Origin of the sequence: Pseudomonas sp. P135 (genome assembly GCF_020312125.1) — a bacterium.
Classification (GTDB): Bacteria; Pseudomonadota; Gammaproteobacteria; order Pseudomonadales; family Pseudomonadaceae; genus Aquipseudomonas; species Aquipseudomonas fragariae.
Genome location: NZ_JAGPYR010000001.1, coordinates 87,445 through 112,046, shown reverse-complemented (window position 1 = coordinate 112,046; position 24,602 = coordinate 87,445). Strand labels below are relative to the sequence as shown.

The window sequence follows — 24,602 nt, the reverse complement described above, 5'->3', positions numbered from 1 at the left end:
TATGCGCCATCGAGACTGGACCACGCGTCTGCACGAAGTAATCAAGGCTGCCCAAGGGCGGCCTTTTTTGTGGGGCGAATTTGACTGTTGCCTGTTCGCCGCCGACTGCTCGAGCGCCGTGTGCGGTGTCGATCCTGCTGAGCAATACCGAGGCACCTACAAGACCGAGGCGGGCGCCAAGCGTGCGCTGAAGAAACGTCACGGCAGCCTGGAAGCTGCATGGGATGCGTGCTTTGCAAGGGTGGCAGTCCCGTTCATCCAGCGCGGCGACGTCGTGATGTACGAAGCACCGGCAGGTCGCAGCATGGCCGTGTTCTGGGCGGGTGATTACTGGGCAACGACCGATGACGGCGTTGCCCGAGTTGTGTGTGAGCCGCTCGCGGCGTGGAGGGTTGAATAATGCCCAGTGGCGTTAAAAAGATTGCCCAGGTCGCCGTTGGCGCTGTGATTGGTTTCGTGCAAGGCGGCCCGGTGGGCGCTGCTATCGGCGCTGGCCTGGCGTTTTACGCGGCATCCCAGCAGGAAAAGCTCAACACAAAGTCACCGCTGCGCGACAACGAGCCCTCCGCTCAGACCGTACGCTCGTCGAAAGCCCCCGTTCGTTACATCCTCGGTCGGGTGTCGACTGGTGGCGTGCTGGTCTGGGCGCAGGAGCAGTCTGGCACCGCAACCGAGGGCGAGCAGCTGCACCTGGTCTACGTGCTGTGTGAAGGCGCGATCGACGGCCTGGAGAATATTTACCTGGGAGAGGAAGAGATTGGTTCGTTCGGTGAGTTCGCCAGTTATGAGCTGATCGTCAATCCGACAGAAGTTAACCCGTTTCTGAAGGCCAACTGTCCCGACTGGAAAGATAGCCAGATCGGGCGCGGCCTGTCGTTCCTGCGAATCACTCTGAAGTACAGCGCTGAGAAATTCCCGTCGGGAATTCCCGAAATGCGCGCTGTAGTACGAGGTCGAAACGACATTTATGACCCGCGCACTGGGAACAATGCCTACACCGAGAACACGGCGCTGCACATCCTCTGGTACCTGCGTAACCGCTGCAACGTGCCAGATGATGAGATTGTGTTTGAAACTTTCGCCAGTGCCGCCAATGTGAGCGACGAGGCCGTTACCAATGCCGATGGCTCAGTCAGCCAGCGCTATCGTACCTCCTGCGTGATAGGTGCCGACGAGCAGCGCCCGGGCGTACTGCAGAAGCTGGAAGCGTCGTGCGCCGGCAAGCTGATTCGCGTCGGCGGCCGCTGGATGCTCCAGGCTGGTGCCTATTACGGTCCTTATGACTTCGAGATCACCGAAGACATGATCATCGGCACCGTGTCCGGCAGCACCGAGTCGACCAACGATTCTGCCATTAACACGGTGCGCGGCACGTTCATCGATCCTGAACAGTCCTGGACCGAGACGGATTACCCAGAGGTCAGCGTTTCCGAATGGATTCTTGAGGACGGCGGCGAAGCTGCAGAGACGATGACGTTCTCTTATGTGACCGACGCGTATCAGCCTCAGCGCCTGGCGAACATCGCTATGCGCCAACGCCGGGCTGGCGGTGCGATCAGCCTGCCGATGAACTTCTGGGGCTACAACTGTCGGCCTGGCCGTGTCGTTCGCGTGAACCTGCCATCCCTGAACATCCTTGGCGAGTTCATCGTCTCTGACTGGTCCATGGGCGACAGCGAAGGCTGCACGGTGCAGGTCAAGCAGTATGAAGCGGCAATCTTTGATGATGCCGTGGGCCAGGCTTACAACCCGCTGGGCTTCATCAACCTGCCCAGCGGCGGGCTTGGATCGCCTACTGGTCTGAAATGGACGCCAGACGATACGGCCGAAGTTGTTCAGGGCGTGCTTTCCTGGGTTCCGCCCTCTGGCATCGTCACGTCTTACGCGGTTGTTGTGCGGCAAGCGGGCAAGGCCATCCAGGCTCAGACGCTTCCTGCGAGCGCCAGCCAGTGCAATTTGAGTGGGTTGGTTTCTGGCACCTACACCATGAGCGTCGCAGCGATCGGCCCAATGGCACGGTCTGGAGAGGCCACGCTCAGCGTAAACGTTGGCGGCCCGCCTATGCCCGAATCGTGCGTTGTTCAGTCTTCGCTGGACTCCATCACACTGATTCCAAAAAACGTCATTCAGTCTTTGAACGGCGGGACGTATGAGTATTTCTTCACCACAAATCCGCAGGCTCCGGTTGCAGATGCCACCTATATCGGCCAGGGCCTGAGCTTTACCCACACAGGACTGGGGTTCTACAAAAACTATTACTACTACGTTCGCTCGACCAACGCTTACGGCAAGAGCCCGTTCCTGTACGTGCCTGCAGCGACATCGAACGATGTGACCGCATACCTGGAGGCGCTGACTGGCCAGCTAACCGCAAGCCAGTTTGGCAAGGATTTGCTTTCAAAACTTGAGAAGATCGACGGAAACGGTCCAGATTCGGTCAATGCCCGCTTGGCGATAGTCAGAGCAGCGCTGAACGAGCAGATCGCTGACGTTGACGGTGCGCTGGCGGATGTCAAAGCCGAGTTGCAGCAGCAGATCGACAGCATCGCCGACCTTGCTGATTCCATGCCCTACAAGCCAGGTGAGACGTACGCGGCAGGGCAGGGGGTGCTGGGCACGGACGGTATTATCTACCAGGCTACGCAGAACGTACCGGTCAATACTCCGCCGCCGAACACCACCTACTGGCTGAACGTTGGCCAGGCGGTGGCCACGGCTGTGGGGTTGGCGTCTCGGGTGCAGACCGTAGAAACAAAGGTCACGTCCATAGAGGGCGTCAACACTGCGCAGGCACAACAGCTCACCGGCCTGCAGACGTCTCTGGATGGTAAGGCCTCGGCCAGCAGCGTGCAGTCCATCGGCAACCGGGTAACCGACGCTGAGGGGAAACTCACCAGCCAGAGCTCGGCCATCACCGGACTAACCAATGCTTTACCAGGAAAGGCCAACGTTGCGACCGTCGATGCACTGACCAACACGGTGAACCAGCAGGGAGGCGCGATCACCGCGCAAGGCCAGTCGCTGACCAACATCGCGGCGTCAATTTCTACAGTGGGCGGGCAGAATCTGATCTACAACCCGTCGTTCGAGAAGCGCGGCACCATCGGTGCAGGTCTTATCGGTGACGGCTGGCAGATCGGTGGACCAGCCACCCTTACCAGCACCAGCTATGTTCAATCGGGCATCGATTCGAAAGGCATAGCGCAGCGGGCCGACGTGACGAATCTGAACCCGTCGCGCTACATTGATGTGGTTCCAGCGCCTGAAAAGCGACCATCTGCCGGGCCGGGTCAGCCGTTCACTTTCTCCTGCTACGTGCGGGCGACGCCGGGACTGGGCATTCAGATATTTCTGCAGCCGCTCAACTCTGCCAGTGCGGTAGTTGTGACGGTGAATTCCAGCACCCTGATTGCTACCGGGGAATGGCAGCGCCACACGCTGACCATCCCGTCGCTGCCAGCCAATACCGCAACCGTCCACTGCATCACCAGGCTAGTCACAGTGAACTCGGCTACTGCCGGCTTCCTTGAGGTTGATCGGGTGCAGGCGCAGTTGGCCGTTGTGGTCAGTGGTTGGCAGGACAATGCCGATACGGTCAAGACTGATCTTGCCGGACAAGCCGAGGCCACCAGCGCGCTCACCGCCCGCGTTACGCAGAATGAGACGAGCATTACCAGCGCCAGCAGCCAGCTGTTTTCGCTGAGCAACAGCGTGGGCACATCGGGCGGGCAGAATCTGTTCTTCAACCCGACGTTCAGCAAGGAAAGCGCGTCCGCCGGCACTGCCGAGGGTTGGATCACTGATTCAGGTGCGTCAGGTGGCACCAGTGTGCCTTCGATCGTGCCGTCTTGGTTGGTCAGTTCCGAGAAAGCCCAGCGCCTTGATGTTACTGGCCTGAACCTATCAAACAGTTATCGAGGCATCCGGGTATCCCCTGCGAACTACCGGCCAAAAGTCATGGCAGGTAACTCAGTGGTTGCGTCGTGCTACGTGCGCGCCACTGCAGGGTTGGTGTTCAAGATATTCATTCAGGGCGTGAACGCCGCTGGCACCGACGCTGTGACCGTTTCGGGTCCTCTAATTGTGGCCACTGGTGGCACTCAGCGAATCGTCTACGACTACCCGAACCTGCCGGCCGGAACAGCCTCTGTGCAGGCCTATTTCCGTCTGTACGGGTCGGACACGGTTGGCTCCGGTTTTGCTGAGTACACACGGGCGCAGCTCGAGGTGGGCACCACAGTCACCGGCTGGAGGGACAACACGGCTGTGCTCGCGTCAGAGCAGTCGGCGACCTCTGTCGCGGTATCGGGGCTTAGCTCCACGGTGACACAACAGGCCAACTCGATCAGCAGTGTGAGCGGGCGCACGACCAGCCTTGAAAACACCATCAACAGCACAACCAACGGGCTGGCGACCAAAGCCTCTGCGTCAGCGTTGAGTTCGACTCAGTCAACTGTAAGCCAGCAAGGGCAAACGCTTACCGCGCAGTCAACTCAAATTCAAGGACTGAACGCGAGCCTGGGCGACACGAACGCGAATGTCAGTAGCGTCAATCAAGCACTGGCGAACGTGAACAGCGTTCTAGCGTCCAGAATTGATGGGCTCAACTCAACGGTGGGCAATGTAAATGCGGCCCTTCAAAGTGAGTCGAGCACCAGGGCGACTGAGACTGGCGCTCTTTCTAGGCGCGTTGACGATGTGCAAGCGACGGCGGGCAACGCCAATGCTTACGCACAGCAGGCGATCAACACTGCGGCATCCGTAGATGGAAAAGTGTCAGGGTCCTACACCGTAAAACTGGGAGTTACGGCAAACGGAATTCAGTACGCATCAGGCTTTGGGCTGGGGCTCGACAACTCTTCTGGGACTACTCAGTCAAGATTTGTAGTGAGCGCTGACTCGTTCGCCATCTTGAATGCCAACCCCAATAACGGAGCAGTGTTTTCGCCCTTCGCTGTTAATAACGGTCAGGTGTTCATTAACGAAGCATTTATCAAAAATGGGTCGATTGATAACGCCAAGATCGGAGATCAGATATTTTCCAGTAACTATCAGCCTCAACGGGCGGGCTGGCTTCTTAAGAAGGATGGAGTTTTCGAGATTAACAGCACGATACCAGGAGCGGGCAGGGTCCTCATTAATGGGAATGGGGTTTACATATACGACGAAAATAACGTGCTTCGTGTTCAGCTTGGGAATCTAGGATAATGGCATTCGGACTTAGAACATTCGGTGCCGATGGCGCCCTCCAGATAAATGAGAAATCATTCACGATGCGCGTCGTGTTTACCACGGTAGTGGATAACTCAGGCTGGACAGCTGACGGAACTTTTACCGGCTCAGGCTACAAGCAGTGGGCGGCGGATGGCAACGCCAATAACTGCACAGCCTGTCTGATACCGATTGGCTCATTTAATGACATCACAACTCAGTATGAGACAGAGATGCTTAATGGAGTGGTGCGAGTCTATAACTATAACCGAGGGTTTCCAGCTGGCAAGGTGGTGTCAAGCGCTACAAGCATGCGCCTTCTTGTCGTGAGGTTTGCATGAGCTTCGGTCTTCGATTTGTGAATGACAGCAACGTCGTGACACTGGACAGCGAGTTCGCAAGGCTTGCTGTTGCTGCGTCCGGCACCTACTCACCTAACGCTGAAAACGGACTTACGTCCATCATCACGTTTCCGGCAGCAATCACGACACAAGAGCCACCTTTGATTTTTGCCCGTCCAAATACTTCGGCATCTGGCCGGGCCGTAATCTCGTCAGTGATCATCTACGGCTCTCCGGGTAACTGGACAGGCTTTCAGATTCGAACTCGAAGCACGGAGTTTTTACAGCCCAACGGACGTTGGTTTGCTGGCGTGTTCAAGTCGACGCCTGTTGCAAAATTTGGGATGCGACTTTTTAATGCGCAGGGAGGACTGATATTTGATACAGGGGTGCCATGCGCCCAGTTCACAAGGTCGTTTCAAAACTGGACCTATGAGTTCAATCAGCAGCTTACGATTGGCTCTACGAACTTCTATTCAGTTCCGTTCGACTTTCCAGAAAATGAATACATCATGATCAACAGCTTCTCTATGAACATGGTGGCTGCAAACACGCCAGGGCGGGTGCTCAGCTGTATGTGGGATTTCTCTGCACGCAAGCTTTATGCATTGACAACTGGCTCCAGCAACCCTTTTGCCTTTTATCTTCCGGCGCTGTTCGCCAAGATGCAGGCCTAACTTTTTACAAACCTAATCCAATGCGGAGATTCACCATGCCTTTCATCGCAGTCAATAGCAGCAACGGTTTCGACATGGCCAACAATACCCGATACGCGACCGAGGCCGAGGCTGACAGCCGTGCGCGCGAGATTCTGAACCAGTTCCCCACCGCCCAGGTGTTCACCGCTCAGTTGCTCAAGGACTACAGCGCCAAAGTCACCGTGACCGCCAAGGCATCTGCTGACCCGGTCAGCGAAGCAAGCGCGGATACAGCGTCGGCGTAACCGCACCGCAAGATCCCGGCCCGCCCAGTGCGGGCTTTTTGTTGCCCGGAGAAAAACGAATGTCCATCACAGCGCAGCAGTTGCTGCAGATACTCCCGAACGCCGGCCAGAGAGCCGGCGTTTTCGCACCTGTCCTGAACACCGCTATGAGCAAGTACCAGATCGTTACACCGCTGCGCATTGCGGCATTCATTGCCCAGGTCGGCCATGAGTCCGGTCAGCTGCGTTACGTGCGCGAGATCTGGGGGCCGACTACGCAGCAGCTGGGGTACGAAGGGCGCAAAGACCTGGGCAATACCGTGCCGGGCGATGGCTCCAAATACCGTGGGCGCGGCCTGATCCAGATCACCGGGCGGGCAAACTATGCCGAGTGCGCCGAAGCGCTGGGCCTGGATCTGATCAACCATCCCGAATTGCTCGAGCTGGCGCAGCACGCCGCGATGTCGGCGGCGTGGTTCTGGCACCGGGCCGCGCTCAATACGCTGGCCGACAAGCGCGAGTTCGTGACCATCACCAAGCGTATCAACGGCGGCACGAACGGCTTGGCAGATCGGCAGGCGCTTTACGCTCGGGCGCTTGAGGTGCTGGCGTGAAGGTCCTGCCGTGGAAGGCAGTCGGCCTGCTGCTGATCCTGCTGGCGCTGGCGGGTGCGTTGTACGGGACATACCGGCACGGCGTGTCCGTCACCGATCTGGCCTGGAAGGCGAAGTGGGCCGAGGAAGTCAGCGCCCAATCCGACGCGGTGGCCACCACGACCACCGAGTACCGAACCGAAGAGCAACGCCGCCAGAAAGCGGCCAACCAGGTGGCAAACGATGCAAGACAAAACCAGACCGCTGCGCTTACTGATGGCTCTGTCGATGATGCTTCTGGTGAGCTCATGCGCATCGAAGCCGGAAAGATGGCAGCCACCGCAAGTTGCGTGCCCAGCGGTACCGGAGCTTCCGATCGAGGCAAGACAGCCACCCGCGCCGCCATGGTGCTCTCCGACTTGCTCGGCAGGGCTGACGCGCGAGCGCGAGAGCTGGCTAAGGCTTATGACCAATCCAAAATAGCCGGGCAGGCATGTGAGCGCTCTTACAACTCCCTGATTACCCCTGAGTAACGGAAAAACAAAATGGCCACGACGCAGCTGATTCAAAGAGACATGGGGCGGACGATGCTGATCGTCAAAGCGAACGGTGGCACTGTGACGGTCGAAAAAAAAGCCGGCGACAGCTGGGTGGTGACCGATACGTTCGCCAAAGACGGCGGTTATCTTCTGGAGCTGGGCAGTTCCTATACTAGGATCACCCCGATTGCCGGCGCTTATTTTGAGGTGACGCGATGAGCCTTTTAGTCAATCAAGCTCCGCGCCGCCAACCGATTCGCAGGGGCATGGGCCTGCTCGGTGATAGCTTCTCGGGCAACTGCCACACGATCGCGGCGACGGCGTTCGGCACCGAGGCCTACGGCTATGCGGCCATGATTGCGGCTCGCACCGGTCTGTTTCCCAGCTACGTCGACAACCAGGGCAAGGTCGGTGACCACACTGGTCAGTTTCTGGCCAGGCTTCCGGCCTGCATTGCGTCGTCCACCGCGGACCTTTGGATGCTGCTATCGCGGACCAACGACAGCACCACGGCCGGAATGAGCCTGGCGGACACAAAGGCCAACGTGATGAAGATCGTCACTGCGTTCCTGAACACGCCCGGCAAGTACCTGATCGTCGGCACCGGCACGCCGCGTTTCGGTAGCAAGGCGCTGAATGGCCAGGCACTGGCTGACGCGATTGCCTATAAAGATTGGGTTATCAGCTACGTCAGCCAGTTCGTGCCGATCGTGAACATCTGGGACGGCTTTACCGAGGCAATGACGGTTGAGGGGCTGCATCCCAACATTCTGGGCGCCGACTTCATCAGCTCTCGGACTGTTCCGATCATCAACGCCAACTTCGAGTTTCCCGGCATTCCGCTGCCGACGGACGCTGGCGATATCTACTCGGCCATTCGCCCGTTCGGCTGCCTAAATGCAAACCCGCTGCTGGCCGGTACTGGCGGCACGCTTCCGGCTGGAGTGAATGCGGTTGCGGGATCGGTTCTGGCGGACGGCTACAAGGCTGTGGGCTCTGGTCTGGCCGGGATCACCACGCGGTGGTACAAGGAGCCTGCCGACTATGGTGAGGCGCAGTGCATTGAGCTGCGTGGCAATATGGCTGCGGCGGGCGGCTACATCTATATGCAACCGACGGCCAACGTGGTACAGACCAACCTGGCGGCCGGCGACGTTATCGAAATGGTGTCGGCGGTGGAAATCATGGGGTCGTCGCGCGGCATACTTGGCTGGGAAGCAGAGCTGACATTCACCAAGCCTGTCAGCGGAACGTCCACCACGATCTACTATCGATCAATGGACAAGTACCAGGAACCGTTCACGCTTCCCGCAAGCTTCATTGGCCAGCTTGAAACGCAGCGCGGTACCGTCGATCTGACCGAGACGGTAATCACCTCGCGCATGGGTCTGTACCTGGCCGCTGGAGTAGCACAGAGCTCGACAGCCAAGGTATCGCAGTTCGGAATTCGCAAGGTATAAATGGGCGAGCAGGGCGCAACGCTATTCTTTCGGTACGCGTCGTTGGCTGATGAGCGAAGGCGGCAGCTTGTTCGGGCACTGCGGGTCTTCTATAAAGCCTCGCCCGTCGCAGTGCGTGCAATCGTCACGCACTGCGAATCCATCCAGGCAGTTAAGGCATCTGATAAAAATCGAGTAGCTATGACGTTCCCATAGCGCCACGTAGCCTTTGAAGTCGCCTTGGTCGAGAGCTACCGCCGAGGCGTCAATGAGCGCTCGATACTGGTCTTCATCGCTCAGGCGTTTATAGCTCACACCGTTGATCTGCCTGGATTGCTCAACCAGCGTCAGCGTCTGGCCGGTTTCGGTATAGATGTAGCGACCTTCGAGCACGCCGTACTTCTTGTAGTCCCTCATGATGAGTTCGTTTTTCTCGTTGAGAAAGGCGAAGTGGGCGGCGTGATAGGGCGACTGGTCGGCCTCATGAAGCACGTATCGGGAGTTCAGCAGGCTGCCGACTATTATTCCGCCCTTGTTGTAGGCCAGATAGTCCGACGCCTGATGACGCCATTCATGGTTGCCTTCCTCGGTGAAGTGGCAGAAAGCGGCGCTGGCTAGTTCGAAGAGCTCAAAGCGCTCCAATGGATCAACCAGGCCACCGGCCTGCATGTCTTCGGCCATGCGGGCCAGAAACCGATAGGTGACTGGAGGGTTCGTCCATTGCCTCCTGTCGTTGAGCCTCTTGTGCCATTCGGCCAAGGCTTCCGAGCTGTTGCTCTCGTTCATGGGGGTGATTCTCAATTGCTGTATGTGCATACAGTAGTTGAGTCTTTCAGATTTGGGGAGTGGTGTTCGTCGGCAGGACGCCTCAGGGAACCAGCGGTGGCGTGGCATGCCTTCGTTGTGTACGATGCGCGCCGGGTCAAGTCAGGCTGGACATGGCCCAGCGTTATCAAATCAGTACATCAAAAAGTACACTGATTCCGGGCTGAACGATTTTGGCCCAGTGGGGCGGGCAGTTGGGGCCTAAATTTGGTTCTCTCCGTCCGCACCAGGATAAATGTAGCCGACTATCAATGCTTCGGTTGCAAAAAGCTACAAAAGAAAGCCGCCTAGTGCGGCTTTTTCTGTTTTGGCGTATTCGTTCCATCGCCTCGCGGGTCCGGCGACCTTGTTGCCGCCGGTCGAGTGAGGCGTGCTATGCAGATGGATTCGGTCATCGTCCGGTGCAGATGCTTCCTTATATAGGGGCCGTGCCAGACACGTCGCGAGTGATGCGAGGTGTTTTCCTTTCTCCTCCGGCTGTAGGCCGATTCCTTCTTGTTAACCCGCCCTTTTTCAGTAGGGTGACTTCTTGAGTTTGACCCACTAGAATGCATGCCCTTGATTCTGGGGTCGGAAACGGCCGGCTAACGTCTGTGCAACGAGGAATATCCATGCAAGTTTCTGTTGAAAACACTTCCGCTCTTGAGCGCCGCATGACCATTGGCGTACCTGCCGAGCGCATCGAGACTGAAGTCAACAAGCGTCTGCAACAGACCGCGCGCAAAGCCAAGATCCCGGGCTTCCGCCCTGGCAAGGTGCCGATGAGCGTGATTCGTCAGCGTTACGAGGACGGCGCACGTCAGGAAGCACTGGGCGATCTGATTCAGGCTACTTTCTATGAAGCTGTGGTTGAGCAGAAGCTGAACCCGGCCGGTGCTCCTGCTGTAGAGCCCAAGTCGTTCGAAAAAGGCAAAGATCTGGAATACGTGGCTACGTTCGAAGTATTCCCGGAATTCACCGTTGCCGGCTTCGATAGCATCTCCGTAGAGCGCCTGTCTGCCGATGTGGCCGACAGCGATCTGGACAACATGCTTGAAGTGCTGCGCAAGCAGAACGTTCGTTTCGAAGTGACTGATCGTGCTGCCCAGAACGAAGACCAGCTGAACATCGATTTCGTCGGCAAGGTCGACGGTGAAGTGTTCGCTGGCGGTTCCGCTACCGGCACTCAGCTGGTTCTGGGTTCCGGCCGCATGATCCCTGGTTTCGAAGACGGTCTGGTTGGCGCCAAGGCCGGTGAAGAGCGCGTTCTGAACGTGACCTTCCCTGAGGACTATCAGAACCTCGAGTTGGCCGGCAAGGCTGCCGAGTTCACCGTGACCGTCAACACCGTGTCCGAACCAAAGCTGCCTGAGCTGAATGAAGAGTTCTTCAAGCAGTTCGGTATCAAGGAAACCGGTATCGAAGGCTTCCGCACCGAAGTTCGCAAGAACATGGAGCGCGAGCTGCGTCAGGCGATCAAGTCCAAGGTCAAGAATCAGGTCATGGACGGTCTGCTGGCCGCCAACCCGATCGAAGTGCCTAAAGCGCTGCTGGAAAACGAAGTCAACCGTCTGCGTGTGCAGGCCGTTCAGCAGTTCGGCGGCAACATCAAGCCTGACCAGCTGCCGGCAGAGCTGTTCGAAGAGCAGGCCAAGCGTCGCGTCGAGCTGGGTCTGATCGTTGCCGAGGTCGTCAAGCAGTTCGACCTCAAGCCTGATGATGCTCGCGTTCGCGAAATGATTCAGGAAATGGCCTCCGCCTATCAGGAGCCTGAGCAGGTCGTAGCCTGGTACTACAAGAACGAGCAGCAAATGAACGAGGTACGTTCTGTTGTGCTTGAAGAGCAAGTTGTAGATACTGTTTTGCAGAAAGCTAGCGTGACCGACAAATCGGTCTCCTACGAAGAAGCTGTCAAGCCGGTGGAAGCTCCAAAAGCCGACTGATTTCTCTTTTCGTGCGAAAACACCCACAAGCCAGCCTTCGCGCTGGCTTGTGCGTATTCAAGACTCGACTATTTGGGAGTGAATGCAGGACATGTCCCGCAATTCTTATATTCAGCAGAACTCTGACATCCAGGCCGCTGGCGGCCTGGTCCCGATGGTTATCGAGCAGTCCGCCCGTGGCGAACGCGCCTATGACATCTATTCGCGCCTTCTCAAGGAGCGAGTCATCTTTATGGTTGGTCCGGTAGAGGACTACATGGCCAACCTTATCGCGGCGCAACTGCTTTTCCTTGAAGCGGAAAACCCGGACAAGGATATCCATCTCTACATCAACTCGCCGGGCGGTTCGGTGACTGCTGGCATGTCGATCTACGACACCATGCAGTTCATCAAGCCGGACGTTTCGACCATCTGTATCGGTCAGGCCTGCAGCATGGGTGCATTCCTGCTGGCCGGCGGTGCAGAAGGCAAGCGTCATTGCCTGCCCAACTCGCGGATGATGATTCACCAGCCGTTGGGCGGTTTCCAGGGTCAGGCGTCGGACATCGACATCCATGCCAAGGAAATCCTGCACATTCGTCATCGCCTCAACTCGCTGCTGGCGCATCACACCGGCCAGAGCCTCGAAACCATCGAGCGCGATACCGAGCGTGACAACTTCATGAGCGCAGAGCGTGCAGCCGAATACGGCCTGATCGACTCGGTGATCAACAAGCGTCAAATGCCTGCCTAAGCGGCTCAAAATGTAGGGGGTCGGCACAACTGACCGCCTGCGGACTTGAAAAAGCCCGCAATAGCCTTCATCTTGTGTTGCAAGCCTACCGGATTGGATCGATCGAATGACTGACACCCGCAACGGCGAGGACAACGGCAAATTGCTCTATTGCTCCTTCTGTGGCAAAAGCCAGCATGAAGTGCGCAAATTGATTGCCGGCCCCTCGGTCTTTATCTGCGACGAGTGCGTCGACCTGTGCAATGACATCATCCGTGAGGAGGTGCAGGAAGCCCAGGCCGAAAGCAGCGCGCATAAATTGCCTTCGCCCAAAGAAATCAGCGGCATCCTTGACCAGTACGTAATCGGTCAGGAACGTGCCAAGAAGGTTCTCGCAGTAGCGGTGTACAACCACTACAAGCGTCTGAACCAGCGTGACAAGAAGAACGACGATGTGGAGTTGGGCAAGAGCAACATCCTGCTGATCGGCCCTACGGGCTCCGGCAAGACGCTGCTGGCCGAAACACTGGCCCGCCTGCTCAACGTACCGTTCACCATCGCTGACGCCACCACCCTGACCGAAGCCGGTTATGTGGGTGAGGACGTCGAAAACATTATCCAGAAGCTGTTGCAGAAATGTGATTACGATGTAGAGAAGGCCCAGATGGGTATTGTCTACATCGACGAAATCGACAAGATCTCGCGCAAATCCGACAACCCTTCGATCACTCGTGACGTGTCCGGTGAAGGCGTGCAGCAAGCCTTGCTGAAACTGATCGAGGGCACCGTGGCTTCCGTTCCGCCGCAAGGTGGTCGCAAGCACCCGCAGCAGGAATTCCTGCAGGTGGACACGCGTAATATCCTCTTTATCTGCGGTGGCGCCTTCTCGGGCCTGGAAAAGGTCATTCAGAACCGTTCCACCCGTGGCGGCATCGGCTTCAACGCCGAGGTTCGCAGCAAGGAGGAGGGCAAGAAGGTTGGCGAGTCGCTGCGTGAAGTCGAGCCTGACGATCTGGTCAAGTTCGGTCTGATCCCCGAGTTCGTGGGCCGTCTGCCGGTGCTGGCAACGCTGGACGAGCTGGATGAGGCTGCTTTGATTCAGATCCTCACCGAGCCGAAGAACGCACTGACCAAGCAGTATGCCAAGCTGTTCGAGATGGAAGGTGTGGACCTCGAGTTCCGGACCGATGCGCTGAAATCGGTCGCCCGTCGCGCGCTGGAGCGCAAGACCGGTGCCCGTGGCTTGCGTTCGATTCTGGAAGGCGTGCTGCTCGACACCATGTATGAAATCCCGTCGCAGAGCGATGTGAGCAAGGTGGTGATCGACGAAAGCGTCATCGATGGCACGTCCAAGCCGCTGTTGATATACGAAAACAGCGAGCCGCCTGCCAAGGTTGCTCCCGACGCGTAAACGCATGTTCATATACGTGTGAAGTAATACTGAAGGGGGCCTTTTTGGTCCCCTTTTGCATTTTTAAGCCGTTCATTCGTTTGGTATGAAGAAACTGATCTTGGCGGGTCGCGCCTCTAGAGCTTGTTTTTTTTGGACGCTACCCCCATCTTGGCTTCAAGCTAATTCCATCTGTCCCGGCCAATTGGCCGCCGTAGAGGCGAAATCATGAAGACCACTATTGAATTGCCTCTCTTGCCATTGCGTGATGTCGTGGTTTATCCGCACATGGTGATCCCGCTGTTCGTGGGGCGCGAGAAGTCTATCGAAGCCCTTGAAGCGGCAATGACAGGCGACAAGCAGATCCTGCTGCTCGCGCAAAGAAACCCGGCTGACGACGATCCTGATGAAAAGGCTCTGTACAGCGTCGGCACCATCGCCACCGTATTGCAATTGCTCAAGCTGCCCGATGGCACCGTCAAGGTGCTGGTCGAAGGCGAGCAGCGCGGTTCGGTAGAGCGTTTCATCGAAGTCGATGGCCACTACCGCGCAGACGTCGCGCTGATCGAAGAAATCGATGCGCCGGACCGTGAATCCGAAGTCTTCGTGCGCAGCCTGCTGGCTCAGTTCGAGCAGTACGTGCAACTGGGCAAGAAAGTCCCCGCAGAGGTCCTGTCGTCGCTTAACAGCATCGATGAGCCGGGTCGCCTGGTTGACACCATGGCTGCGCACATGGCGCTCAAAATCGAGCAGAAGCAGGAAATCCTCGAGATTATCGACCTGTCAGCCCGTGTCGAGCACGTGCTGGCCTTGCTGGATGCCGAAATCGACCTGCTGCAGGTCGAAAAGCGCATTCGCGGTCGTGTGAAAAAGCAAATGGAGCGCAGCCAGCGCGAGTACTACCTGAATGAGCAGATGAAGGCCATTCAGAAGGAGCTCGGCGATGGCGACGAAGGCCACAACGAAATCGAAGAGCTGAAAAAGCGTATCGACGCTGCGGGCCTGCCCAAGGATGCTCTGACCAAGGCGAATGCCGAGCTGAACAAGCTCAAGCAAATGTCGCCGATGTCGGCTGAAGCGACCGTGGTGCGCTCCTACATCGACTGGCTGGTTCAGGTGCCGTGGAAGGCGCAGAGCAAAGTACGTCTGGACCTTGCGCGTGCCGAAGCGATTCTCGATGCCGACCACTATGGTCTGGACGAGGTCAAGGAACGCATCCTCGAATACCTCGCCGTGCAGAAGCGCGTGAAGAAGATTCGCGGCCCTGTGCTGTGTCTGGTAGGTCCGCCGGGGGTGGGTAAAACCTCCCTGGCCGAGTCCATCGCCAACGCGACCAATCGCAAATTCGTGCGTATGGCACTCGGTGGCGTGCGTGACGAGGCTGAAATTCGTGGTCACCGCCGGACTTACATCGGTTCGATGCCAGGAAGATTGATACAAAAGATGACAAAGGTGGGCGTTCGCAACCCGCTGTTCCTGCTTGACGAAATCGACAAGATGGGCAGCGACATGCGTGGCGACCCGGCGTCGGCGTTGCTCGAGGTGCTTGATCCCGAGCAGAACCACAATTTCAACGATCACTACCTTGAGGTCGACTACGATCTTTCGGACGTGATGTTCCTCTGCACGTCGAACTCGATGAACATTCCGCCAGCGTTGCTGGACCGGATGGAAGTCATTCGCCTGCCGGGCTACACCGAAGACGAAAAGATCAACATCGCGGTCAAATACCTCTCGCCCAAGCAGATTCAGGCCAATGGCTTGAAGAAAGGCGAGATCAGCTTTGACGAGGAAGCGATCCGCGACATCATTCGTTACTACACCCGTGAAGCGGGCGTGCGCGGGCTTGAGCGTCAGATTGCCAAGGTCTGCCGCAAGGCGGTCAAAGAGCACGCGATGGAAAAACGTTTTGCGGTGCAGGTCACGGCCGACATGCTCGAGCACTTCCTGGGCGTGCGCAAGTTCCGCTACGGGCTGGCAGAGCAGCAGGATCAGATTGGTCAGGTGACCGGTCTGGCGTGGACCCAGGTGGGCGGTGAATTGCTGACCATCGAAGCGGCTGTCGTATCGGGTAAGGGCCAGTTGATCAAGACCGGTTCGCTGGGTGATGTGATGGTCGAATCCATTACCGCAGCCCAGACCGTGGTTCGCAGCCGTGCGCGCAGCCTGGGCATTCCAGCTGATTTCCACGAGAAGCACGACACGCATATCCACATGCCGGAAGGTGCTACGCCGAAGGATGGGCCGAGTGCTGGCGTGGGCATGTGCACTGCACTTGTCTCGGCGCTTACACAGATTCCGGTGCGGGCAGATGTGGCAATGACGGGCGAAATTACCCTGCGTGGTCAAGTGCTGGCGATTGGTGGTTTGAAGGAAAAACTTCTGGCCGCACACCGTGGTGGAATCAAGACGGTGATCATTCCAGAAGAAAACGTGCGTGATTTGAAGGAGATTCCTGACAATATCAAGCAGGATCTGCAGATCAAGCCCGTTAAATGGATTGACGAAGTCCTGCAAATTGCGCTGCAATACGCGCCGGAGCCTTTGCCGGACGTGGCTACAGATCTGGTCGCCAAGGAAGAAAAGCGCGAGTCTGACTCTAAGGACAGAATTAGCACGCATTAAGTCTGGGCAGGCTTCCTTGACAGCTTTTTGGAGCCCTTGTTATAAAGCGGCTCTTTAAAGCAATCACCGGCAAGCCTTCCAGCGCTCGTTTTGCTTAACACCTAAAACTTAGAAACATACTCAATATAGAGATAAGGGGACTTAGAGTGAACAAGTCGGAACTGATTGATGCTATCGCTGCATCTGCTGATATCCCGAAAGCTGCTGCTGGCCGTGCGCTGGACGCAGTGATCGAATCCGTCACTGGCGCTCTGAAGGCTGGCGACTCGGTTGTTTTGGTTGGCTTTGGTACGTTCTCCGTGACTGATCGTCCCGCTCGCATCGGTCGCAACCCTCAGACTGGCAAGACGCTGGAAATCGCTGCTGCCAAGAAACCAGGTTTCAAAGCCGGTAAAGCCCTTAAAGAAGCTGTCAACTAAGCCTCTCGATGCCTTTGCCCGCTGGATCGGGCCTGTCCTGATCCAGTAGCGGAGCGGTGGTGCATTCGGTTGCGACACCGAGGGGTTCGAGCCCTACCGCTTCGTCAGTTACGAGAAGGCGCATCCTCGGATGCGCCTTTCTTCTATCCGCTTTCTACCCACGCTCCGCGGTTGGTTAGTCAGTACAACCGTTTTGGGGGACGCAATGCTGCAGAACATCAGGGACAATTCACAAGGCTGGATTGCCAAGACAATTATCGGACTCATCATCGCCTTGATGGCCTTCACCGGCATCGAAGCGATGTTTACCGCTACCAGCAACAAACAGAACGCAGCTGAAGTCAACGGCGAGGACATCTCTCAGAATGAGTTGAGCCAGGCCGTGGACATGCAGCGCCGTCAGTTGGCTCAACAGCTCTCGCAACAGCTGGGCAAGGATTTCGATCCGGCCATGCTGGATGAGAAACTGTTGCGCGAATCAGCCCTCAAAGGCCTGATCGACCGCAAGCTGCTGCTGCAAGGCGCGGCGGATGCCAAGTTCTCGTTTTCCGACGCGGCACTGGATCAGCAGCTTTTGCAGACGCCTGAGTTTCAGGTGGATGGCAAATTCAACGCAGACCGTTTCGATCAGGTGATTCGCCAGCTAGGCTACAGCCGTCTGCAGTTCCGCCAGATGCTGGGTCAGGAAATGCTCATCGGTCAGGTGCGTGCTGGTGTTGCCGGCAGCGCCTTTGTAACCGACGCACAGGTTGAAGCCTTTGCACGCCTCGAAAAGCAGACCCGTGATTTCGCTTCGCTGACCCTGCCTGCCGATACCTCGGCGGTCAAAGTGACCGATGACGAAGTCAAGGCTCACTATGACGAGCATGCCAAGGAGTTCATGAGCCCTGAGCAGGTCGTACTCGACTACATCGAATTGAAGAAGTCGTCCTTCTTCGACAAGGTGCAGGTCAAGGACGAGGACTTGCAGGCGGCTTATCAGAAGGAAATCGCCAATCTGTCCGAACAGCGTCGTGCGGCACACATCCTGATCGAAGTGAACGACAAGCTGAATGACGAGCAGGCCAAGGCGAAGATTGAAGAAATTCAACAGCGTCTGGCCAAGGGTGAGGATTTCGCGGCACTGGCCAAGGAATACTCGCAGGACCCTGGTTCGTCGAACAAGGGCGGTGATCTGGGCTACGCAGGCAAGGGTGTCTATGACCCGGCTTTCGAAGAGGCGCTGTATGCCTTGAACAAGGACCAGGTTTCGCAGCCGGTGCGCACCGACTTCGGCTGGCACCTGATCAAGCTGCTGGGCGTTGAAGCACCTTCGGTGCCGAGCTTTGCCAGTCTGAAAGGCAAGCTGACCAACGATTTGAAATCGCAGCTGGTCGAGCAGAAGTTTGTCGAAGTGACCAAGCAACTGGAAGACTCGGCGTTCGAATCGTCCGACCTGTCCCAGCCGGCACAGGACCTGGGCCTGAAGGTTCAGACCACTGCACCGTTCGGTCGTGAAGGCGGCGAAGGCCTGACGGCCAACCGTGCGGTCATCCAGGCGGCATTCAGCCCTGAAGTGTTGGAAGAGGGCGCCAACAGCAATACGCTGGAGCTGGATCCGGAAACCGTTGTGGTGGTGCGCTCCAAAGAGCACCTGCAGCCGCAGCAGTTGCCACTTGAGAGCGTTGCCAGCTCGATTCGCGCTCAACTGGTCAAGGAACATGCTTCGGCCGCTGCCAAGGCCAAGGGCGAGGCGCTGCTGGCCGGTCTGCGTGACGGCAAGATCCCGTTGGCTGCCAAGCAGGAAGGTCGTGACTGGAAGGTGATGGAAGCGGTCACGCGCAGTCAGGAAGGGGTTGACCCTCAAGTGCTGCAGACGCTGTTCCGCATGCCCAAGCCGACAGGTAAGGACAAGCCGGAATTCGCCAGCATCACTGCTTCGGATGGCAGCTTCGTGATCGTCCGTCTCAATGGCGTCAATCAGGCGGCTGCACCGACTGACGCCGAGAAGGCGCAATACCGTCGCTTCCTCTCCTCCCGCGAGGGGCAACAGGATTTCGCGGCGTACCGTGCACAGTTGGAAAGCAAGGCGAAGATCGAGAAGTTCTAATCTCGAAACGCGCAAACAAAGAAGGCCGCTCATTGAGCGGCCTTTTTTTTGGATGGCGGTGGGCCAGTTACGTACCTGCGTCAGGGTAAGTCATGACTCGTATTCACTCACGAGACTCTGACCATCCAAGCATGCTGTCCAGCACTGGACAAAGCCGTTGTCCCCATGGCGTAAGGCGATAATCAACCTGAGGGGGTTTGAAGTCGTGGAGGGTTCGAATGACCAACCCATCGCTTTCCAGGCTACGTAATTGTTGAGCGAGCATTTTTTGCGATATGCCTGTCACTCGGCGTTCGAGATCTGAAAAGCGCTGAATCTTCCCGTCGAACAGGTGGAACAAAATCACCAGTTTCCACCTGCCGCGCAACAGCGCGAGTACGCTGTTGACGTCTTCGGCAGCAGAGTCCGGTGTATACAACGTTCGATGGCTCATTGCTGTCACTTACTTTTTCGTGCGTTCTTGTGGGGTTACCCCTTGGCGATGATCATGAGTGTCTCGTCATTTGATAATGAGGCATCTCGATGAATATCACTCGGTACCCGGTCATTGAAGCATATTTTGCCAGCGAAGCAGGCACAGCCGTGGACGTGCTGGAGGACCTGTTCACCCATGACGCCCGCGTCACTGATGAGGGAGTGACGGTCTGCGGGATTGAAGCGATCAAGGCGTGGAAGCGAGCGGCGAAACACAAATATCAATATACCGTCGAGCCTGTCGAGAGCCTGGAAAGCGATGGACTGGTTATCGTGAAGGTAAGGCTTAGCGGAACATTTCCTGGAAGCCCTGCCGTGGTGAGGTTCAGCTTCGCAGTGACTGACGGACTGATCAGTGCACTGGAAATCGGTTAATGATCACAGCAGAGGTTCCAGCGATATCGCGGATCAGCGAAAGGGCATTTTCATAGCTGATGTGGAGTTTCATCCATTTTTGCCAAAGCGTGAAAGGGCAAGGCGAAGCAGTCGGATAATTCAGGACAACAAAAAGGCCGCTCATTGAGCGGCCTTCTTTTTAAGTCCGGGAAAGTGCCGCTCGCGAGGAGCGGCGTTTACCGTATTACTCGTCCATGCTGCCCATCGCGGTGGTGTTGAAGCCGCCGTCGACGTACATGATTTCACCGCTGATGCCCGACGCCAGGTCGGAGCACAGGAACGCGCCGGCGTTGCCGACTTCGTCGATGGTGACGTTGCGGCGCAGAGGGGTCTGCGCTTCGTTGGCAGCCAGCATCTTGCGGAAGTTCTTGATGCCTGACGCGGCCAGAGTGCGGATCGGGCCGGCCGATACAGCATTGACGCGAGTACCTTCCGGGCCGAGGCTGCCGGCCAGGTAACGAACGCCGGCTTCCAGGCTGGCCTTGGCCATGCCCATGACGTTGTAGTTGGGCATGGTGCGCTCTGCGCCCAGGTACGACAGGGTCAGCAGGCTGCCGTTACGGCCTTTCATCATCTCGCGACCGGCCTTGGCCAGGGCCACGAAGCTGTAGGCGCTGATGTCATGAGCGATGCGGAAACCTTCGCGCGTGGTGGCTTCGGTGAAGTCGCCATCGAGCTGGTCGCCAGGCGCGAAGCCCACCGAGTGAACGATCACGTCCAGGCCGTCCCACTTCTTGCTCAGCTCTTCGAAGACCTTGTTGATCTCTTCGTCGCTGGCCACGTCGCAAGGGAAGCACAGCTCAGGGCCCGAGCCCCAGCCTGCGGCGAACTCTTCGACACGACCCTTGAGTTTGTCGTTCTGGTAGGTGAAGGCAAGCTCTGCGCCTTCACGATGCATGGCGGCGGCAATACCGGATGCGATGGACAGTTTACTGGCGACACCGACGATCAGGACGCGCTTACCGGCGAGAAAACCCATGTGTTGTTCCTCTTCAGGTTAATCGACAGCTACCGGCGCCAAGAAGGCGGCCTCCAGCAGCTGCTGTGTATAAGGATGTTGCGGTGCGGCGAAGATATCCTGCGCTGCACCCTGTTCGACCACTTGGCCTTGCTTGACCACCATCAACTGGTGGCTCAGCGCTTTGACGACAGCCAGGTCATGGCTGATGAACAAATACGTCAGGTTGTACTTGGTTTGCAGTGAGCGAAGCAGCTCGACGACCTGACGCTGTACGGTCCGGTCGAGGGCCGAGGTCGGCTCGTCCAGCAAAATCAGCGCCGGCTTCAAGACCAGCGCACGTGCAATGGCGATCCGCTGGCGTTGGCCACCGGAGAACTCGTGAGGGTAGCGGTGCCGGGTATCCGGGTCCAGACCAACCTCCCTGAGTGCTTCGATGATCGCCGTCTGCTGTTCGGCGGGCGTACCCATGCCGTGGATTCGCAAGCCTTCGCCAACGATTTCAGCCACTGACATGCGCGGGCTCAAACTGCCAAACGGGTCCTGGAAAACCACTTGCATCTGCCTGCGCAGCGGACGGATCTGCTGTTGCGACAGGGATTCTAGCGCGTTGCCCTTGAACCGTATGGTGCCCTGACTGCCGATCAGTCGAAGAATCGCCAGGCCCAGCGTCGATTTGCCCGACCCGCTTTCACCCACAATACCCAGTGTTTGCCCTTCCGGCAGGCTGAAACGTATGCCGTCCACCGCCTTGACGTGGTCGACCGTGCGCTTGAGCAGGCCTTTTTTGATCGGGAACCAGACTTTCAGGTCCTCGATTTCAAGCAGCGGAGCACCTGCGGGGTTGGTCGAAGGACCGCCGCTGGGCTCGGCGCTGAGCAACACTTTGGTGTAAGGGTGTTGCGGCGAACGGAACAATTCTTCGCACGATGCCTGTTCGACGATGCAACCGCGCTGCATGACACATACTCGATTGGCTATTTGCCTTACGACGTTCAGATCGTGGCTGATAAGCAGCAGTGCCATACCCAGGCGAGCCTGCAACTGCTTGAGCAATTCGAGGATCTTCAACTGTACCGTCACATCCAGCGCGGTGGTCGGTTCATCGGCAATCAGCAGCTCGGGTTCGTTGGCCAGGGCCATGGCGATCATCACGCGCTGACGCTGGCCACCTGACAGCTCGTGTGGCAGCGCTTTGAGGCGCTTGTGTGGCTCAGGGATGCCAACCAGTTCAAGCAGCTCCAGCGTGCGCTCGGTGGCCGCCTTGCCGGTCAGGCCCTTGTGCAGGCCCAGTACCTCGTTGATCTGTTTTTCCACCGAATGCAGCGGATTGAGCGAGGTCATCGGTTCCTGGAAGATCATGGCGATGCGGTTGCCACGGATCGAACGCAGTTTTTTCTCTTCGACCTTCAGCAGGTCTTCACCGGCATAGCGGATGGTGCCGCTCGGGTGGCCGGCGATAGGGTAGGGCAGCAGGCGCAGGATCGAGTGCGCGGTGACTGATTTGCCCGAACCGCTTTCGCCGACCAGCGCAAGCGTTTCACCGCGGCGAATATCGAAGCTGATGTTCTCGACCACGCGTTGCCGCGAGTCGCCCGTCACGAACTCGACCGCCAGATCGCGGATTTCGATCAGATTGTCATTGTTCATCTTATTTCCTTGGGTCGAAAGCATCGCGGGCGGATTCGCCGATGAACACCAGCAGGCTCAGCATGATGGCCAGCACAGCGAAGGCGCTGATGCCCAGCCAGGGTGCCTGCAGGTTGGATTTGCCCTGCGCTACCAGCTCGCCCAGTGACGGTGAGCCGGCGGGCAGGCCGAAGCCCAGAAAGTCCAGCGCCGTCAGGGTGCCGATGGCCCCGGTGAGAATGAACGGCAGGAAGGTCATGGTCGACACCATGGCGTTGGGCAGGATATGGCGGAACATGATCGCGCCGTTCTCCATGCCCAGCGCCCGCGCGGCCCTTACGTATTCCAGATTGCGGCCACGCAGGAACTCGGCGCGTACCACGTCCACCAGGCTCATCCAGGAAAACAGCAGCATGATGCCCAGCAACCACCAGAAGTTGGGTTGTACGAAGCTGGCGAGGATGATCAGCAGATACAGTACCGGCAGGCCCGACCAGACCTCGAGGAAGCGCTGGCCCAGCAGGTCGACCCAGCCGCCATAGAAGCCCTGCAAGGCACCGGCGATGACGCCGATGATCGAGCTGAGGATGGTCAGGGTCAGGGCGAACAGTACCGAAATCCTGAAACCGTAGATCACCCGTGCCAGCACGTCACGGCCCTGGTCATCGGTACCCAGCAGGTTTTCCCGGGAGGGTGGCGCCGGTGCAGGGACTTTCAGGTCGTAGTTGATGCTCTGGTAGCTGAACGGGATGGGCGCCCACAGGGTCCAGCCATCCTTCGCGGCGAGCAGTTCCTTGATGTACGGGCTCTTGTAGTTGGCCTCCAGCGGGAATTCGCCACCGAAGGTGGTTTCCGGGTAACGCTCGAATACCGGGAAGTACCAGCTGCCGTCATAACGCACGGCCAGTGGTTTGTCGTTGGCGATCAGTTCGGCGCCCAGGCTCAGACCGAACAGAATCAGGAACAGCCACAATGACCACCAGCCACGCCTGTTGGCCTTGAAGCGTTCGAAGCGACGGCGATTGAGAGGAGACAGCTTCATATCAATGCTTCCTGCTTTCGAAGTCGATGCGCGGGTCTACGAGGGTGTAGGTGATATCGCCGATCAGCTTCACCACCAGCCCCAGCAGGGTGAAGATGAACAGCGTGCCGAACACCACCGGATAGTCGCGGTTGATCGCGGCTTCAAAGCTCATCAGGCCCAGGCCGTCCAGCGAAAAGATCACTTCCACCAGCAGCGAGCCGGTGAAGAAGATGCCGATGAACGCCGACGGGAAGCCAGCGATGACCAGCAGCATGGCGTTGCGAAACACATGGCCGTAGAGCACCTTGTGGTTGCTCAGACCCTTGGCTTTGGCCGTGGTCACGTATTGCTTGCTGATTTCGTCGAGAAAGCTGTTCTTGGTCAGCAGCGTCATGGTGGCAAAGTTGCCGATCACCAGCGCGGTGACCGGCAATACCAGATGCCAGAAGTAATCGAATACCTTGCCCAGCGTGCTCAGTTCGTCGTAGTTGTTGGAGGTCAGCCCACGCAGCGGGAACCAGTTGAAGTAACTGCCCCCGGCAAACACCACGATCAGCAGAATGGCGAACAGGAACGCCGGGATGGCATAGCCGACAATGATCGCCGAACTGGTCCATACGTCGAACTGGCTGCCGTGGCGGGTGGCCTTGGCAATCCCCAGCGGGATCGACACCAGGTACATGATCAGGGTGCTCCACAACCCGAGGGAAATGGACACCGGCATCTTCTCGACAATCAGGTCGATGACCTTGGCATCACGAAAGAAGCTGTCGCCGAAATCCAGCGTGGCGTAGTTCTTGATCATGATCCACAGACGTTCCGGCGCCGACTTGTCGAAACCGTACATGCGTTCGATTTCCTTGATCAGTGCCGGGTCCAGGCCTTGCGCGCCGCGGTAGTTGGAGCCTGCCACCGATACTTCGGCGCCGCCTCCGGCAATCCGGCTGGTGGCGCCATCGAAGCCTTCGATCTTGGCGATCATCTGTTCGACCGGGCCACCGGGGGCGGCCTGAATGATGACGAAGTTGATGATCAGGATGCCCAGCAGGGTAGGGATGATCAGCAGCAGCCGTCGCAGAATATAAGCCAGCATG

At 57.7% G+C, this 24,602-nt stretch carries 23 protein-coding genes; 16 read left to right on the top strand and 7 right to left on the bottom strand.

Annotation, left to right across the window (positions count from 1 at the left end; genetic code table 11):
• Window position 1 precedes the first annotated feature (1 nt).
• Genes KBY08_RS00380 through KBY08_RS00340 form a run of 9 tightly spaced genes read left to right on the top strand, consistent with a single transcriptional unit; the run spans window position 2 to window position 9,066 of the window.
• Complete coding sequence (locus tag KBY08_RS00380) at window positions 2-400, top strand: DUF6950 family protein (RefSeq protein ID WP_060402459.1); 399 nt, start codon at window positions 2-4, stop codon at window positions 398-400.
• Window positions 400-5,208: a DUF1983 domain-containing protein gene (locus tag KBY08_RS00375; RefSeq protein WP_225651026.1), complete on the top strand. Its 4,809-nt coding sequence runs from the start codon at window positions 400-402 to the stop codon at window positions 5,206-5,208. The genes KBY08_RS00380 and KBY08_RS00375 overlap by 1 nt, the downstream gene beginning before the upstream one ends.
• The gene (locus KBY08_RS00370) at window positions 5,208-5,552 is read left to right on the top strand and encodes a hypothetical protein (RefSeq protein ID WP_074953431.1); all 345 of its coding nucleotides are present in this window, start codon (window positions 5,208-5,210) and stop codon (window positions 5,550-5,552) included. Before KBY08_RS00375 ends, KBY08_RS00370 begins: the two co-directional genes overlap by 1 nt.
• Complete coding sequence (locus tag KBY08_RS00365; RefSeq protein ID WP_225651025.1) at window positions 5,549-6,229, top strand: hypothetical protein; 681 nt, start codon at window positions 5,549-5,551, stop codon at window positions 6,227-6,229. The genes KBY08_RS00370 and KBY08_RS00365 overlap by 4 nt, the downstream gene beginning before the upstream one ends.
• A gap of 35 nt (window positions 6,230-6,264) precedes the next feature.
• Window positions 6,265-6,495 (top strand): hypothetical protein, encoded by a 231-nt coding sequence (locus KBY08_RS00360; protein ID WP_046235158.1) that lies wholly within the window; start codon window positions 6,265-6,267, stop codon window positions 6,493-6,495.
• A gap of 59 nt (window positions 6,496-6,554) precedes the next feature.
• Window positions 6,555-7,088, top strand: a complete 534-nt coding sequence (locus KBY08_RS00355; RefSeq protein ID WP_225651024.1) for a glycoside hydrolase family 19 protein — start codon at window positions 6,555-6,557, stop codon at window positions 7,086-7,088.
• A complete protein-coding gene (locus KBY08_RS00350; RefSeq protein ID WP_225651022.1) occupies window positions 7,085-7,600 on the top strand; it encodes a DUF2514 domain-containing protein in 516 nt (171 codons plus the stop codon). The genes KBY08_RS00355 and KBY08_RS00350 overlap by 4 nt, the downstream gene beginning before the upstream one ends.
• 12 nt (window positions 7,601-7,612) lie before the next feature.
• Window positions 7,613-7,825: a hypothetical protein gene (locus KBY08_RS00345; protein ID WP_225651020.1), complete on the top strand. Its 213-nt coding sequence runs from the start codon at window positions 7,613-7,615 to the stop codon at window positions 7,823-7,825.
• A complete protein-coding gene (locus KBY08_RS00340) occupies window positions 7,822-9,066 on the top strand; it encodes an SGNH/GDSL hydrolase family protein (RefSeq protein WP_225651019.1) in 1,245 nt (414 codons plus the stop codon). Before KBY08_RS00345 ends, KBY08_RS00340 begins: the two co-directional genes overlap by 4 nt.
• Window positions 9,067-9,087: 21 nt before the next feature.
• Here the strand turns inward: KBY08_RS00340 and KBY08_RS00335 are convergent, their stop codons facing one another.
• Window positions 9,088-9,726, bottom strand: a complete 639-nt coding sequence (locus tag KBY08_RS00335; RefSeq protein WP_412548555.1) for a hypothetical protein — start codon at window positions 9,724-9,726, stop codon at window positions 9,088-9,090.
• A gap of 755 nt (window positions 9,727-10,481) precedes the next feature.
• Between KBY08_RS00335 and tig the strand changes: the two genes are divergently transcribed.
• The 5 genes from tig to KBY08_RS00310 all read left to right on the top strand — a co-directional run bounded on the left by tig (window position 10,482) and on the right by KBY08_RS00310 (window position 16,938).
• A complete protein-coding gene (gene tig, locus KBY08_RS00330) occupies window positions 10,482-11,792 on the top strand; it encodes a trigger factor (RefSeq protein WP_011267215.1) in 1,311 nt (436 codons plus the stop codon).
• Between the two features lie 91 nt (window positions 11,793-11,883).
• Entirely contained in the window at window positions 11,884-12,525 is a 642-nt protein-coding gene (clpP, locus tag KBY08_RS00325) for an ATP-dependent Clp endopeptidase proteolytic subunit ClpP (protein WP_002552734.1), read from the top strand.
• Window positions 12,526-12,631: 106 nt separating this feature from the next.
• Window positions 12,632-13,915 (top strand): ATP-dependent Clp protease ATP-binding subunit ClpX, encoded by a 1,284-nt coding sequence (gene clpX, locus KBY08_RS00320; protein ID WP_002552735.1) that lies wholly within the window; start codon window positions 12,632-12,634, stop codon window positions 13,913-13,915.
• Between the two features lie 207 nt (window positions 13,916-14,122).
• Window positions 14,123-16,519 (top strand): endopeptidase La, encoded by a 2,397-nt coding sequence (gene lon / locus KBY08_RS00315; protein ID WP_011267216.1) that lies wholly within the window; start codon window positions 14,123-14,125, stop codon window positions 16,517-16,519.
• Between the two features lie 146 nt (window positions 16,520-16,665).
• Complete coding sequence (locus KBY08_RS00310) at window positions 16,666-16,938, top strand: HU family DNA-binding protein (protein WP_002552737.1); 273 nt, start codon at window positions 16,666-16,668, stop codon at window positions 16,936-16,938.
• Here KBY08_RS00310 and KBY08_RS26365 read toward each other — a convergent pair.
• Window positions 16,931-17,062: a hypothetical protein gene (locus KBY08_RS26365; RefSeq protein ID WP_257207138.1), complete on the bottom strand. Its 132-nt coding sequence runs from the start codon at window positions 17,060-17,062 to the stop codon at window positions 16,931-16,933. The genes KBY08_RS00310 and KBY08_RS26365 overlap by 8 nt on opposite strands.
• Window positions 17,063-17,143: 81 nt before the next feature.
• Here KBY08_RS26365 and KBY08_RS00305 point away from each other — a divergent pair, with 81 nt between their 5' ends.
• A complete protein-coding gene (locus KBY08_RS00305) occupies window positions 17,144-19,027 on the top strand; it encodes a SurA N-terminal domain-containing protein (protein WP_024639685.1) in 1,884 nt (627 codons plus the stop codon).
• A 103-nt stretch (window positions 19,028-19,130) separates the two neighbouring features.
• On the opposite strand, the gene KBY08_RS00300 is transcribed toward KBY08_RS00305, so the two are convergent.
• Window positions 19,131-19,460, bottom strand: coding sequence for a winged helix-turn-helix transcriptional regulator (locus KBY08_RS00300; protein ID WP_024639684.1), 330 nt, complete (start codon window positions 19,458-19,460; stop codon window positions 19,131-19,133).
• Window positions 19,461-19,549: 89 nt separating this feature from the next.
• Between KBY08_RS00300 and KBY08_RS00295 the strand changes: the two genes are divergently transcribed.
• A complete protein-coding gene (locus KBY08_RS00295) occupies window positions 19,550-19,876 on the top strand; it encodes a nuclear transport factor 2 family protein (protein ID WP_011267219.1) in 327 nt (108 codons plus the stop codon).
• Window positions 19,877-20,081: 205 nt separating this feature from the next.
• On the opposite strand, the gene fabI is transcribed toward KBY08_RS00295, so the two are convergent.
• Genes fabI through KBY08_RS00275 form a run of 4 tightly spaced genes read right to left on the bottom strand, consistent with a single transcriptional unit; the run spans window position 20,082 to window position 24,601 of the window.
• A complete protein-coding gene (gene fabI / locus KBY08_RS00290) occupies window positions 20,082-20,876 on the bottom strand; it encodes an enoyl-ACP reductase FabI (RefSeq protein WP_003368564.1) in 795 nt (264 codons plus the stop codon).
• Between the two features lie 18 nt (window positions 20,877-20,894).
• A complete protein-coding gene (locus tag KBY08_RS00285) occupies window positions 20,895-22,505 on the bottom strand; it encodes an ABC transporter ATP-binding protein (protein ID WP_103753939.1) in 1,611 nt (536 codons plus the stop codon).
• Between the two features lies 1 nt (window position 22,506).
• Entirely contained in the window at window positions 22,507-23,526 is a 1,020-nt protein-coding gene (locus KBY08_RS00280; protein ID WP_003315267.1) for an ABC transporter permease, read from the bottom strand.
• Window position 23,527: 1 nt separating this feature from the next.
• The gene (locus tag KBY08_RS00275; RefSeq protein WP_002552742.1) at window positions 23,528-24,601 is read right to left on the bottom strand and encodes a microcin C ABC transporter permease YejB; all 1,074 of its coding nucleotides are present in this window, start codon (window positions 24,599-24,601) and stop codon (window positions 23,528-23,530) included.
• Window position 24,602 lies beyond the last annotated feature (1 nt).